This is a genomic window from Streptococcus cristatus (assembly GCF_003944225.1).
In the GTDB taxonomy this organism is placed as follows: Bacteria; Bacillota; Bacilli; order Lactobacillales; family Streptococcaceae; genus Streptococcus; species Streptococcus cristatus_K.
In genome coordinates this window covers 1-13,071 of record NZ_RJPN01000014.1, presented here as the reverse complement: position 1 = coordinate 13,071, position 13,071 = coordinate 1, and the positions used below count along the sequence as shown (strand labels likewise).

At 38.9% G+C, this 13,071-nt stretch carries 16 protein-coding genes and 1 other annotated feature; all 16 genes read right to left on the bottom strand.

From position 1 onward, the window contains the following. Nucleotides 1-1,139: hypothetical protein (locus D8797_RS09855; RefSeq protein WP_514132998.1), on the bottom strand; the 1,139-nt coding region annotated here is incomplete at its 3' end. A 15-nt stretch (nt 1,140-1,154) separates the two neighbouring features. Next, nucleotides 1,155-1,883 carry a CRISPR-associated endoribonuclease Cas6 gene (gene cas6 / locus D8797_RS09850; RefSeq protein ID WP_125380502.1) on the bottom strand — a complete coding sequence of 243 codons (729 nt, stop codon included), beginning with the start codon at nt 1,881-1,883 and terminating at the stop codon, nt 1,155-1,157. 316 nt (nt 1,884-2,199) lie between these two features. Beyond that, nucleotides 2,200-2,568 carry a 50S ribosomal protein L7/L12 gene (gene rplL / locus D8797_RS09845; protein WP_001196964.1) on the bottom strand — a complete coding sequence of 123 codons (369 nt, stop codon included), beginning with the start codon at nt 2,566-2,568 and terminating at the stop codon, nt 2,200-2,202. A 72-nt stretch (nt 2,569-2,640) separates the two neighbouring features. Beyond that, nucleotides 2,641-3,141: a 50S ribosomal protein L10 gene (rplJ, locus tag D8797_RS09840; RefSeq protein ID WP_001287273.1), complete on the bottom strand. Its 501-nt coding sequence runs from the start codon at nt 3,139-3,141 to the stop codon at nt 2,641-2,643. A 37-nt stretch (nt 3,142-3,178) separates the two neighbouring features. Next, nucleotides 3,179-3,313 (bottom strand) — a sequence feature (ribosomal protein L10 leader region). 59 nt (nt 3,314-3,372) lie between these two features. Further along, complete coding sequence (locus D8797_RS09830; RefSeq protein WP_125380501.1) at nt 3,373-3,714, bottom strand: hypothetical protein; 342 nt, start codon at nt 3,712-3,714, stop codon at nt 3,373-3,375. 128 nt (nt 3,715-3,842) lie between these two features. Further along, nucleotides 3,843-4,640 carry a formate/nitrite transporter family protein gene (locus tag D8797_RS09825; protein WP_005589763.1) on the bottom strand — a complete coding sequence of 266 codons (798 nt, stop codon included), beginning with the start codon at nt 4,638-4,640 and terminating at the stop codon, nt 3,843-3,845. 113 nt (nt 4,641-4,753) lie between these two features. Then, nucleotides 4,754-5,701 carry a homocysteine S-methyltransferase gene (gene mmuM / locus D8797_RS09820; RefSeq protein WP_125380500.1) on the bottom strand — a complete coding sequence of 316 codons (948 nt, stop codon included), beginning with the start codon at nt 5,699-5,701 and terminating at the stop codon, nt 4,754-4,756. 137 nt (nt 5,702-5,838) lie between these two features. Then, nucleotides 5,839-6,537, bottom strand: a complete 699-nt coding sequence (locus tag D8797_RS09815) for a glucosaminidase domain-containing protein (protein ID WP_125380499.1) — start codon at nt 6,535-6,537, stop codon at nt 5,839-5,841. A 292-nt stretch (nt 6,538-6,829) separates the two neighbouring features. Further along, nucleotides 6,830-7,417, bottom strand: coding sequence for a ribosome biogenesis GTP-binding protein YihA/YsxC (yihA, locus tag D8797_RS09810; protein WP_005589759.1), 588 nt, complete (start codon nt 7,415-7,417; stop codon nt 6,830-6,832). A 9-nt stretch (nt 7,418-7,426) separates the two neighbouring features. After that, the gene (gene clpX, locus D8797_RS09805; RefSeq protein ID WP_005589758.1) at nt 7,427-8,656 is read right to left on the bottom strand and encodes an ATP-dependent Clp protease ATP-binding subunit ClpX; all 1,230 of its coding nucleotides are present in this window, start codon (nt 8,654-8,656) and stop codon (nt 7,427-7,429) included. A gap of 219 nt (nt 8,657-8,875) precedes the next feature. Beyond that, a complete protein-coding gene (locus D8797_RS09795; RefSeq protein ID WP_125380498.1) occupies nt 8,876-9,388 on the bottom strand; it encodes a dihydrofolate reductase in 513 nt (170 codons plus the stop codon). Nucleotides 9,389-9,544: 156 nt separating this feature from the next. Further along, nucleotides 9,545-10,027 carry a hypothetical protein gene (locus tag D8797_RS09790; protein WP_125380497.1) on the bottom strand — a complete coding sequence of 161 codons (483 nt, stop codon included), beginning with the start codon at nt 10,025-10,027 and terminating at the stop codon, nt 9,545-9,547. Between the two features lie 134 nt (nt 10,028-10,161). Beyond that, nucleotides 10,162-11,001 carry a thymidylate synthase gene (locus D8797_RS09785; protein WP_125380496.1) on the bottom strand — a complete coding sequence of 280 codons (840 nt, stop codon included), beginning with the start codon at nt 10,999-11,001 and terminating at the stop codon, nt 10,162-10,164. A gap of 83 nt (nt 11,002-11,084) precedes the next feature. Continuing rightward, nucleotides 11,085-11,492, bottom strand: a complete 408-nt coding sequence (locus tag D8797_RS09780; RefSeq protein WP_125380495.1) for a hypothetical protein — start codon at nt 11,490-11,492, stop codon at nt 11,085-11,087. Between the two features lie 45 nt (nt 11,493-11,537). Further along, nucleotides 11,538-12,497, bottom strand: coding sequence for an ROK family glucokinase (locus tag D8797_RS09775; RefSeq protein ID WP_125372335.1), 960 nt, complete (start codon nt 12,495-12,497; stop codon nt 11,538-11,540). A 319-nt stretch (nt 12,498-12,816) separates the two neighbouring features. Beyond that, nucleotides 12,817-13,071, bottom strand: a 255-nt coding sequence (locus D8797_RS09770) for an LPXTG cell wall anchor domain-containing protein (protein ID WP_125380494.1), incomplete at its 5' end; no start/stop codon positions are given.

The following is a 13,071-nucleotide window of genomic DNA, read 5'->3' as shown; positions in this document are numbered from 1 at the left end:
CTTATAAACTCTATTTCCGTTGTTTTAGGCTTACTTATTAAAATTTTTTCATATTCTATGTCACTCGTCCAGCTTCTCGGGATTTTTTTCGATACCTTATATTTAAATTTAAATTTCTTGTTTAAAATATATTTATACCATCCCTGTTTAGGAATAATATAAACAATATCGTTTATTACTTTAAAAGTTACTGGTGAAGGAAATCGTTCAATATTTTCTTCATTCTTATTCGATTCATGCATAATATCAATATTCACAGAAATATCTTTCTCTTCTTTTTTAGTGTTTTTTCTAATATCTGTAAATGATAAGAAAGAAGATAGCCCCAGCAATGCTCGAACATATTTTTCGCTATGTGTCTGTTGATTAAGGTGGTAGGGGCTAGTTCCAAAAGGTTTTTCTATTATTTTATCCTTTAAGGCAGCTTTTTCATTCCCAATATTTTTATCATGCATATAATAAAACAAAGCACTTCTTGCATATTTTCCTTTGTAATTATAGCCACTCTTAATTATTTTATAGAACTTCTCAATATTCTCAAAAATCACTTTTATCCTCTTTGAGAACCCCAACTTACTACATTGTTGCCTAAAATCCATTTTATAAATAGTCTTTAATCCAAACTCCTCCTTTAGAACTGCTTCAATATTACTCTGATAATCCTGTTTATCTTGTTCCTTATCATTTACAGTAAAACTACCATATCCTTTTCCTTGCGCAGCTTCAAAATTTGTCACTATAAAAAAATTTTTAATATGATCTATAATCAAATTCTGAAGTTCTATATCAAAACAAGTAATAATCATTGTAGGATTTGTTTCTACTCTGCGTTTTCCATCTCTAGCAAAGTATAATTCGAAGTTGCCTTCTTTTTTATTTGTCTTATTATCAAATTTATCTTCATTTTTTTTACTCTTATAAACAATACTAGGACTATCGTCAATAAACTTCATTTTATAGGCTAAAGACTGATTTTTGAAACGTTTTTTCAGACTTGGAACTTTCTTCATCAAGTACCGATCAAATTTTGGCTTGACTTCACTAGCACGCAAAGTAGCTCCTTCTTCTTCCGGTTGGAAATGAATGATCGGCGCATGACATTTTAAGTCAAGTTCTAACTTACTATTCCTAAATTCCATATCCACTCTATCCTCCTATTCTTCAATCACAAACATTCCGAATCCCATCGAATTCTTCTCACCAATCCCGACTTGATAGAGGAAATCCAACATCTCCGCATCTCCTCTTATCTCAAATTCTCCTCTCCAACCTGTTATGAGAAAGTCTTTGTATTTGGTAACAAATTTATTTTTTAAAGAAAAATTTATCGGCTCTATATCAAATCTACCTGTCGGTACTTTATGATAAAAAGCTTGATATTTCCTCTCAAAATTCTCCATGATTCTGCTATGAAACTCCGTATCAAACGGATTGTAATACAATGTTTTTTTGGTGTCAGCATTTGTAGAACGAACCACCAAGGGAGAAATCATCCGAATCTTATAAGAAGTCCCCGTCAATTTCTTCTCTCCAATTTTTACATTTAAAATTTTTACAAGATTTCGACCAATTCGCAATTCATCTAGATTTGACAAGGCCTCTGCAATAGTGAATAAAATGGATTGATCAATCGTTCTAATTTCGAACCGCACCTTATCAAGAAACTCTATTCGTTTTCCTTGCATTTTATATCGACCTTGCAACAATGAAAACGTAAACAACTTAAAATGTTTATCCTCTAACTGATAGCCCCTCTCATGAAGTTGTACAGATAAGTCTTCCTTATTTTTCAATAAATTATAAATCATCGATTGAAGGAGGTAATTATAGTTCACCGGCAAGATAAACTGATCAATTTTTTGCAGTTCAATCAATAATTGCATTCTAGTTTCCTCCTTAAATTAATATATGTTTATCCTATAGTATTGATATTACATCAAATTGTAAACGCTGTCAAATCATAACATAAAAGTTTATTAGCTTTAGTAAACTAGAACATTCCTTCCAAGTCCCCTAATTCAATGAAGTCTCTTCAATCTTGATGTAAAAACTTTATTCCTAAAAATACAAAACACCCCCACAATAATTTGTGGGGGTGTTTTCGGGACTGTTTCAAACAAACTTCCTATTTTTTAATCGCCTTAACTCAACGAAAAGGCTTTAATACTAGGCTTTCAGTCCTAAGCAATCGATAAACGATTATTTAAGAGTAACTGAAGCTCCAGCTTCTTCCAATTTAGCTTTGATTTCTTCAGCTTCTGCAGTTGGAACGCCTTCTTTGATGACACCTGGTGCACCATCAACAAGTTCTTTAGCTTCTTTAAGGCCAAGACCAGTGATTTCACGTACAACTTTGATAACGCCAACTTTTTTGTCACCAGCAGCTGTCAATTCAACGTCAAATGAATCTTTAGCAGCACCAGCGTCAGCAGCACCAGCTGCAGCAACAGCTACAGGAGCAGCTGCAGTTACACCAAATTCTTCTTCGATAGCTTTTACAAGGTCGTTCAATTCAAGGATTGAAGCTTCTTTAATTTCAGCAATAATGTTTTCAATGTTCAATGCCATTGTTATTTCCTCCAAATAAGTTTTTATTTTTATAATATTTTTTGTAGCTAGGCTACGCTACGTAGCTTAAGATTAAGCTGCGTCTTCTTTGTTGTCTGCAACTGCTTTGACAGCAAGTGCAACGTTGCGAACTGGCGCTTGAAGTACAGAAAGGAGCATAGAAAGAAGTCCTTCGCGGTTTGGAAGAGTTGCAAGTGCAAGAATCTCTTCTTTTGATGCGACAGCGCCTTCAATAGCACCACCTTTGATTTCAAGTGCTTCTGCATTCTTAGCAAAATCGTTCAAGATTTTCGCTGGTGCGATAACATCTTCGTTAGAAAATGCTACTGCAGATGGTCCAACAAATACTGATGCAAGATCTTCAAGACCAGCTTTTTCAGCTGCACGACGTAAGATTGAGTTTTTAATTACTTTGTACTCAACTTCGCTTCCACGAAGCTCACGACGAAGAACAGTATCTTGCTCAACTGTCAAACCACGAGCGTCCACAACAACGATTGATGCAGCGGCTTTCATTTTTTCAGCTACCACGTCAACTAATTCTGCTTTTTTAGCAATAATTGCTTCACTCATTTAGTGTTTCACCTCCGTAATTATTTTGCTTGGGGAATTTTCTAAAAGAAAAACGCGCCCAAACCTAGACACGAAAGTACAATACGCTTCTTTTACATGATACGTTTTGTCCTCGGTAGGATTTTTATGAGTCGAGCTCCCCTACTGTCTTAGGCAGTTTTTTCAAACCATGGATAATTATAGCAAAAGAAAAAAAAGATTGCAAGCTTTTTGTGCAATCTTTTTAATTTTTTATGCATTTTTAGGAAAAGTCTTGTCAAGCAAGGCTTTACTAGCATCGTCAGCAGGCACCCAGCCATCTGTGAAAACTCGGTCTTTTATCCAAAGACGATTATAGAAAAAGGCCCAAAACAAGTTGTAGACATATCCTGCAGGTCTTACGAAATCATCTGGGATAAGAAGCGTTACAATCACAGCATATACAAGCAGCGAGCCAATCATAATCCCAAAGTATTTCCAGTCTTTACGAAAGAGAGGAACGAAAAAGTTAAATAGCAAGGTTGTAATAGAGCACATAGGTGACAAAGTCTTAACATTGCTGCCATCTGGTGCTTGAATAGTAAGTTTATTCATCAAGATCTCCTTAAATATAAAAATATTAATAAAGTTTAACAAAATTTTATATGTTTGTCAATTTAGGCAGATCTAGACGGAAATCAGAGCGTCACTTCTTCAAAAAAATGTAGCCCTAGGGCTACATTTTAATCTACATAATGCTCTTCTTTTTTATTGAACCAAGCATATGGCAGACCGATTAGGAGACCACCACCAATCAGGTTTCCTACGAAGGTCACAGCCCAGTGACGCAGGATATTTCCAATACCAAAATTTGCCACCTGTGATGCAGCCGAGCTAAATTTGACGATAGCAAAAGAAGCAAAGTTAGCTGCCAAGTGTTCGTTGGTTAAGAATACAAACATATAAATGGCTGAAATAACCAAGAAAAGCTTAGCTGTACTATCTTTCACCAAGACGAAGGAAAGAATCGCAATATTAACGAAGACATTGGCGAGTATTCCCTCAAGTAAAATAAGTTCATTGGAGCGAGCAAGCTTCATCTGCACAACACCAGCAATGAAACTTTCCTTGCTAAGTCCCGCATAAGCCGCCGAATTAGCAAAAAGCCAACCAGCAATCAAAGCCCCAATCAAGTTAAAGAAAGTACAATAGAACAAAATAATCAGTGCTTTTTTCCAGTCAATCTTCTTCAGGAAAGTACCCGCTGTCAAAAACATCATGTTAGAAGTCACCAGCTCAGCATTCAGAAAGACGATATAGGCCAATCCCCAAGCAAAGATAAAAGGAAATAGAAAGCGACCTGTTCCTGGGACAATCTTATTTGTCAGGTCTGCCGCAATAGCTCCTGCTCCTGTACTGAAAGTCAGAAAAGCCCCCGCAAAGATAGAGCGAACAGCATACTTCCCTTTACTTGTGTCGAACAAGCCTTCTTTCTTACGACAAGCTGCTTCTATTTTTGGAATAAATGTCGATTCGACCATAATAATTCTCCTCTAAGTTAAACTATGTACAGTATATCACAAACTTCTATTTTTAGAAAGCGTTTTCTGTAAGTTTTTTGCTAAATTTGAAATTGAATTTGGAAAACTACATTTCAAGTTCTTAGTCCACTTGCTAACTGCTCAATATCTTCTGGCCGAGTTCGACAGCAACCGCCAAAAAGCAGAACGCCCTGCTTCTTCCAAAGCTGACTGTAATCAGTTAAACAGAGCTGCTGCTCAGGATTGTCCTGCCAAGTATTGGTCACACCATTATAGATTTCTCCAGAATTTGGATAGGACAGCAAGGGCTTATCGCACACCTGTTTTAACTTTTCTAATAAAGGAGCAATCAAATGCGGAGCTGTGCAGTTAAAACCGACAGCCAATACTTGTGGACTCGACTGAGCCAAGCGCCCAGCTTCTTCTATTAGTGTTCCATCTGAAATCGCTGATGCCGTTTGAGCAGTAAAAGATAAATAGGCTTCCACCTGCGAAAATTCTTCTGATAGTAAATGAACAAGCGCCTTGGTTTCTGCTTCGTTAGGAATCGTTTCAAGTGCCAATAAATCACAACCCGCGTCCAGCAAGGCTTGAATGCGCGGACGATGAAAGTCTTTAAATTCCTCCTCGCTCAAGTGATAGGCTCCTGTGTACTCCGATCCATCAGCTAAGTAAGCAGCATAAGGTCCCACCGATCCAGCTATCAAAGGATAAGAGCGCTGCTTCTGCTCATCTAGCGATAATCCCTGCCAGACATTTTTAACAGCTGCCTGTGCCAAAAAGACTGTCTCTTTGAAGAGTTCATGAGCCTTATCTAAACTCAATCCTTCTTCGACAAAAGCTGGAATGCTAGCCTGGTAACTGGAAGTGGTGATAATGTCACTGCCCGCCCGAACATAATCCTCATGCAGGTCTTGGATAATCTGAGGACTCTCAAGCAAGTACTTGGCTGACCAAAGCCGACCAGAAACATCATAACCCCGCCTCTCCAGCTCTGTTCCTAAAGCACCATCTAGAATTATTATGTCTTGCTTTTCAAGTAAATCTTTAAACGCTCCCATTCCTGCTCCTTAAGCCTTTTCTAAAATAGCAACTTAGTCAGTTTTGCTAAAGATAAATAAATCTGCTTATTTGAAATGATCATCTACTTCATTAGTAAAACGCAAAAAAGAGATTATTACAATCTCTTTTTTCTTATCTAGTTATGTGATGCCCATGCTTGGTCTGTTTCCAGAACATCTTGAGTTGTGTATTGTCCACGGTAAGGATTGTAAACCATATTAGACGCTCCTGTCTGATAGCTAGGTGAATCAAACTGAGTCAGATTATAAGCTTCAATCAGATAGTTCAATTTCGCATAGTAGTTACTATCCGTCGCATACACACCAGTCAAGGCCGCTGTCGCGTCTTGATAAGTCGGGGCATTACTCTTCCAAGCCCCCGCAAAGTGACTTTGTCTTAATACATAGACATAATCCTGAAGGGATTCGGCGTAGCTTGAGTAAGAGCGGAATTGATCGTTGATTGCGTAGGTATTGCCCTGACCGTCTTCTTCCAAGGTCTCCATCGTCGCTGACTGACCAGCATAAGCTCCTTTAATCCCGAACAGATTATAGTGAGGGTATCCTGACAGACCAGACTGGCCAGAACCACTCTCTAAAATAGCTTGTGCAATCATCACAGAAGCATACAGATCATTATCCTGGGCCAACTGGCGAGCTGGCTCACTAATTTGTGAAATGAAATATTCTGTTTGGTTCAATGGTTGCTGAACAGCATCATTTGCACTTGCTGGCTTGATTTGCTTTGATAAAGCAAGACCAAAGACAACGGTTGAGGCCATCACTGCCAAACCTGTCAAAAGTCTTTTTCTTTCTTTTGAAATTCTCTTCTTCACAGTCTTTCTCCTAAATACAATATTTATTCTACTATTGTAACATACTAAAAACAAAATAACATTAGCAATAAATTACAAGTATATGACATTTTTTAGATCTTCTACGAATATAAGTTTTACAAGCCACGATTGTTCCATGCAAAACTTCCTCGTTTGGCTTGCATAATGAGCCTTATCACTAAGATATACAGACTAAACTGAAGATAAAAATAACCTGACTCCAACCCATACGGAATCAGGCTATGATCTTAAACTCTGAAAGTTCAACTATCATTCCGATAAAATCTAACATCTAGATCTTGCCTAAAATCGCATCCCAGGCTTGATCAAGACCAGTTTTATCAACTGAAGAAAAGATAATAAAATCATCAGTTTTATCAAAGTCCAGCTTTTTCTTAATGGCACTTTCATGCTTATTCCACTTACCGCGTGGAATTTTATCAGCCTTGGTAGCCACAACAATAACTGGAATTTCATAGTATTTGAGGAATTCATACATCTGCACATCATCCGCACTAGGATCATGGCGTAAGTCTACTAGACTCACGACCGCTCGCAGATTGTCCCGACTGGTCAAGTATTCCTCAATCATTTTGCCCCATTTAGCTCGCTCTGTTTTCGAAACCTTGGCATAACCATAGCCAGGAACGTCCACAAAACGGAGCTTGTCATCGATATTGAAAAAATTCAACAGTTGCGTTTTACCAGGCTTGCCTGAAGTTCGTGCTAGATTTTTACGATTGAGCAGAGTATTGATAAAACTAGATTTACCAACATTGGAGCGACCCGCCAAGGCGATTTCTGGGATATCATCCTGCGGGTAATGCGATTTATTGGCTGCGCTCAGTAAAATCTCAGCATTATGTGTATTGATTTCCATAAGCTTCCCCTAGGCAGTTTCTAAGATTGGCTTGTCTGTGCCATCCACTGCTTCCTTCGTGATACGAACCAGCTTAACATTTTCCTGACTTGGCACTTCAAACATGACATCCATCATGGTTTCTTCAATAATTGAACGAAGTCCACGCGCACCTGTCTTACGTTCGATGGCTTTTCTCGCAATGGCTTGCAGGGCTTCCTCGTCAAATTCAAGCTCAACATCATCATAAGAAAGCAAGGTTTGGTATTGCTTCACTAGTGCATTTCTCGGTTCACTTAAAATGCGAACTAAGTCATCAACAGTCAGCTGCTCTAGAGCTGCAAAAACTGGCAAACGACCAATCAACTCAGGAATAATCCCAAATTTTTGAATATCGTCAGCGACAATGGCCTGCATATATGACGCACCCTCGTCAATTGCCTTATTATTTTGACCGAAACCGATAATCTTCTCACCAAGACGTTGCTTGACAATCTCTTCAATACCGTCAAAAGCACCACCAACGATAAAGAGAATGTTCTTGGTATCAACCTGAATCATTTCTTGCTGTGGATGCTTCCGACCACCCTGAGGAGGGACGCTGGCAACCGTTCCTTCGATAATCTTCAGCAAGGCTTGCTGAACACCTTCACCTGAGACATCACGAGTGATAGAAACATTTTCGCTCTTCTTAGCAATCTTGTCGATTTCATCCACATAAATGATGCCGCGTTCTGCCCGTTCAATATTGAAATCAGCTGCCTGTAAAAGCTTGAGCAGGATATTCTCTACATCTTCACCAACATAGCCAGCTTCAGTCAAAGCTGTAGCATCCGCGATAGCAAAGGGAACATTGAGACTGCGCGCCAAGGTCTGAGCCAGGAAGGTTTTCCCAGATCCAGTTGGACCAATCATGAGGATGTTTGATTTTTGTAGCTCCACATCATCCTCTTCGCGGCTGTCATGAAAATTAATTCGCTTATAGTGATTGTAAACAGCAACAGCCAAAGCCCGCTTAGCTCGATCTTGACCAATCACATAGTGGTTCAAAATATTGAGCAGTTCTTGCGGTTTTGGTACTTCAGAAAGATCAGCTAAAACTTCCTCAGCTAATTCTTCTCGGATAATTTCCTGCGCCAACTCGACACATTCATTACAGATAAAGGCATTGTTGCCCGCAATAATTTTTTGGACTTCGTCCTGATTCTTTCCACAGAAAGAACAATATACCATCATCTCATTATTACGATTTGTAGGCATTTTTTACTCCCATTCTAAATTTCTAATTCAATTTTTTATTTACATTTTAAAAGAGGGTCATATAAAAAGCATGGATGGAATTAACAAGATTTGTAAAAGCATTTAACAAAAATAAAATAGCCAATCCATAACGTTTTTTACGAAAAGTCTGAAGCGAACAGATCAGACAAATTGCACATAAAAAGGCCGTAAAAAAACCAAAAACACTTCTTTCCATTCCTATGAACCCTTTCTTTTGAGGATTTTTACGGTGAAATCATACTCATTTTTTTCATCTTTGGGTCGAAAGCGACTACTCACTTCCTCGAACTGTGTCAAATCAAAGTCTGTTGGGAAATAAGTATCACCTTCCAAGCTAGCATGGATTTCAGTCTTAATCACCTCATCTAATTCATGCTCAAATAAAGAAAAGATTTGGCCGCCACCGATAATATAGAGATTCTTCTCTTGCTCTTGGTACCATTTCAACACCGCTGGGAGATCATGGAATACCAAAACACGCTCATCTTCAATCTGATAATTCCTATCGCGTGTCAGAATCAGAGTTTTTCTATTTGGCAGCACGCGCCGATGCATGCCATCAAAAGTCACCCGACCCATTAAAATCACATGTCCAGTCGTGATTTCTTTGAAATGCTTCAACTCTGCTGGTAAATGCCATGGCAAGCTTTGGTCTTTGCCAATCAAACCATTTTGATCTTGTGCCCAAATCGCCGCAATCTTTTTCGTCATTTCTCTATCCTTCACATTGATATTTCTATTCTATCAAAATTTATTAAAAAAGACTTGTTTGGACTATCACTTCTATCTATTTATTTTTGTCAGCTAATCCAGATAAAAAATCGATAACCAAAAAGATTATCGACTATTTGTTTGCTAGGAAAATTACTATTTCTTAATCTTTTTGACAAAGACAAATCCTACAACAGCAGCCACAAGGCCAAACAAGGAAACGTTCAAGAGCGTTGAGTCTGACTTCTTAGGCTCAGCAGTAGCAGCCTCTTTTTTATCCGCTAAGGGATCAATATCGCATCCCTCTCTTTTGACTGACTTACCTTCAGTTGAAGCATCAGCATTGCTTTGCTCGGTCCCTTTGTTTTTAGGGCCTTTTCCATGACAAAGCAAATCAATCGTATAGGATTTCTTTCCCTGATTTGCCCCATCCGAACCTTGGTCTACAAGCTGCAGAAAGTCATCTTCTTCCACTGAAGAATCTGCTATTTGCTCAAGTTGGGACTCTGCCTGCTGGACTTCATCCGCACCCACAACAGCCATCGGTGTCACAGAAATCGATAAGCCAAGCAAAAATAAGCAAATGCCCAGACTAAAGAGTTTTCTCCTGCTTCTATGTGTTAAAAAATTTGCTTCCATATCAATACCTCCGAGATAGGCACTAGCGAAACACATATATCTACTGTCATTATAGCACTTACAAAATATATTTCAATCATTTGCTCTTGAAAATTAAAAAACCTACTGACTGTCATTCAGTAGGAAAAATACAATCAAATAGCCAAATCAAACTTGAGCTGAGGTTTGACCGGATCATAGTCTAGCAACTCAAAATCTTCTGCTTTGATATCAAAGAAATTGGTCCCATCCGGCACATTTAACACGAGCCTAGGGTGACAGTCGCTAGGTTCCCGACGCAATAGTTCTTCCGCCTGCTCAAACTGGTTGTCATAGATGTGCAAGTTATTGATGAAGTAAAAGAACTTGCCGACCTTCCAGCCAAAATGCTTGGCAATCATCATCTGCAGCGCCACATATTGCATAGCGTTGATGTGATGAGCCACCAGCATATCATTTGAGCGCTGGGTCAGAGTCGCATCCAGATAAATATCTCCATCTACACGCCGAACGTCAAACATGGTTTGAAAAGCACATGGAAGCAAGCCATCTGTTTCTTCAAAAGCTTCATAATCCCAGAGAGAGATGATATTGCGACGGTTCCAAGGATTGGCTTCCAGCTGTTGGAGAATTTTATGGATAATATCATGCTTCTTGACAACAGCTCCGTAGCGCTGGCCAATAGTACCCGTATCGCCAACTTCCCAGTCATTCCAGTAGTGAACATTATACTTGTCATTGAGCAGTTCCAGACTATTAGACTGGTCTTGATAGATCCAAAGAACTTCCTTGATGGCAGACTTAATGGCAATAGGACGCAGAGTCGTGATTGGGAATTCTCCCTTGCTCAAATCGTATTCCGCAAAAGAACCAGTGATATATTTGGAGTTAGCTACATTTCCATCCTTGTAGCGTGGACGAGCATTTTCAGAGAAAACGCCTTCCTCCATAATTTTTTTGATATTCTCTTTAAAAATCGTATCTGCTTTAGTCATGATGTCTCCCGAATCCTTAAACTTTCTTTAGTATAGCAGATTTTTCAAAAAAATTCTCCTGCCAAGTTTAGCAGGAGAAAAGTTTATTTGACCCATTCATCTGGATGATTGAGCTTATTCACATCTTTTTCTGACAATCTCAAGGTAATATCTGACACAGCAGGAATATTTGAGATGGTAACATAGGGGTAGTTTTTGTAGGTCGTGAATTTGACACCACTTCCTCCCTTTCTGCCACTAATATCATAGATATAATTAACCTCTGCATCATCAGGTAAATCAACCCAGGCATCTTCATTATCTTCCTCAGATTCGACCTTATCCAGAATGTCTGCAAATTCATCCAAAGTTTTGGTATTATTCGTCTGATAAACTTGCTGATTCTGACTATCCAATATGGTCAGAAAAACCTCTGTCTTTGATTTGCAAGCGGATAGGATCAAAAGAAAAATGGGAAATAATATTAGAAAATATGCAACTTTTCTCTTCATTTTTAGCCCTCCTTATAGCTATGCTAAGAGAGGAAGTAATTAGAACTATTGAAGTACCAGCGAAGCTGCTCCAATTACGCCAGCATCATTTCCAAGTGTAGCCAGCGCCAATTTAGTTGAGGTGCGTACTTGTGGGAAAGTATTTTCTTCATAAACTTTACGAACACCTTCAAGTAGGAACTCTCCTGCTGCTGACACTCCACCACCAATAACGATCGTTGATGGATTAAGGGTTGAACCGATATTGGCACAAGCAATCCCCAAGTAACGTGAGAAGTTACGATAAACGATCAAGGCAAGATCGTCGCCTTCTTTTGCCAAATCAAATACAGTTTTAGCGGTTACTTCTTCTCCGTTATCAATCAAGCGTTTCAAAGTTGCGTCACCTTCATATTCATCAGCGTAACGACGAGTCAAGTTGACAATCCCTGTTGCTGAGGCAACTGTCTCAAGACAGCCTTTTTTACCACAAGTACATGCGATTGGTTGATCGAAATCAACAGTAATGTGGCCTAGCTCGCCTGCCGCACCTGCCACACCGTGGAGCAGTTTTCCTTCTGCAACAATACCGCCACCAACACCTGTACCAAGTGTCATAAAGACAACGTCTGGCTGGTTTTCACCAGCACCCATCCAACGCTCACCAAGCGCAGCTACATTAGCATCATTATCAATGAAGAATGGAATGCCTGTCGCTTTTTCGATTTTCTCTTTTACCGGCTGGAGGGTTTTCCAGTTTAGGTTATAGGCACCGATAACAGTCCCTTTCTCACGATCAACCACACCCGGTGATCCCATGCCAATTCCGACAAAGTCCTCAGCTGATAGATTTAGGAGCTCCAAACGATGCTGAATAGACTCAATCATATCGTCTACAATATGGCTTCCTTCATCCAAAATATTAGTTTTAATAGACCATTTTTCTTGGATTTCACCCTCTTGAGTTAAAATTGCAAATTTGATAGATGTACCACCAAGGTCAATCCCAATAATTTTTTTTGACATGATATTCTCCTCTGTATTCGTTCTCCCTCTTATTATAGCAGATTTTTTTAACGGTGAAAAGGTTTGCACAGTATTTTTTGTAAATCGCTGATTACTACACTTAAATTAGAGATTATGAATATTCTTTCATGTAGAAAAAATAGCTTTTGAACGACAATAAATAAGTAACAAGATCAAGAAGAGTAAAGATTTCTTTTTCACAATTTCAGAGACTTCAGACTCTGCATTTTAGATTCCGAACATCAAAAAGGAGAAGACCAAAAGATCCTCTCCATAAATCGACTTATCATCAAACCACCATAGTTGACAAAGAGCCCTTTTATTCTTCCTTCTTCTTCATCAGGAATAATCCTGTCAATGCTAACAGAAGGCCGAGAAGGAAGGCTGAATCTGTTGCTGTGCCTGTACTTGGTAAGGTTGCTGACTTAGTGGCTGAACCTTTAGTAGAATCATCTGCTTTAGCTCCTTGCACTTGCTCCTGCATCTGCGGGGTTGCAGTTGACTTGTAAACAACCGCATAAACACCTAGCTGATCTGTCATGTACTCGATATAATGACCTTTTTGCTGGAAGGA

What these genes read in the sequence shown, in the direction of transcription:
- cas6 (WP_125380502.1), bottom strand. Translation starts at nt 1,883, where the DNA reads ATGCAATTATTGATTGAACTGCAAAAAATTGATCAGTTTATCTTGCCG.
- rplL (WP_001196964.1), bottom strand. Translation starts at nt 2,568, where the DNA reads ATGGCATTGAACATTGAAAACATTATTGCTGAAATTAAAGAAGCTTCA.
- rplJ (WP_001287273.1), bottom strand. Translation starts at nt 3,141, where the DNA reads ATGAGTGAAGCAATTATTGCTAAAAAAGCAGAATTAGTTGACGTGGTA.
- D8797_RS09830 (WP_125380501.1), bottom strand. Translation starts at nt 3,714, where the DNA reads ATGAATAAACTTACTATTCAAGCACCAGATGGCAGCAATGTTAAGACT.
- D8797_RS09825 (WP_005589763.1), bottom strand. Translation starts at nt 4,640, where the DNA reads ATGGTCGAATCGACATTTATTCCAAAAATAGAAGCAGCTTGTCGTAAG.
- mmuM (WP_125380500.1), bottom strand. Translation starts at nt 5,701, where the DNA reads ATGGGAGCGTTTAAAGATTTACTTGAAAAGCAAGACATAATAATTCTA.
- yihA (WP_005589759.1), bottom strand. Translation starts at nt 7,417, where the DNA reads ATGGAAATCAATACACATAATGCTGAGATTTTACTGAGCGCAGCCAAT.
- clpX (WP_005589758.1), bottom strand. Translation starts at nt 8,656, where the DNA reads ATGCCTACAAATCGTAATAATGAGATGATGGTATATTGTTCTTTCTGT.
- D8797_RS09795 (WP_125380498.1), bottom strand. Translation starts at nt 9,388, where the DNA reads ATGACGAAAAAGATTGCGGCGATTTGGGCACAAGATCAAAATGGTTTG.
- D8797_RS09790 (WP_125380497.1), bottom strand. Translation starts at nt 10,027, where the DNA reads ATGGAAGCAAATTTTTTAACACATAGAAGCAGGAGAAAACTCTTTAGT.
- D8797_RS09785 (WP_125380496.1), bottom strand. Translation starts at nt 11,001, where the DNA reads ATGACTAAAGCAGATACGATTTTTAAAGAGAATATCAAAAAAATTATG.
- D8797_RS09780 (WP_125380495.1), bottom strand. Translation starts at nt 11,492, where the DNA reads ATGAAGAGAAAAGTTGCATATTTTCTAATATTATTTCCCATTTTTCTT.
- D8797_RS09775 (WP_125372335.1), bottom strand. Translation starts at nt 12,497, where the DNA reads ATGTCAAAAAAAATTATTGGGATTGACCTTGGTGGTACATCTATCAAA.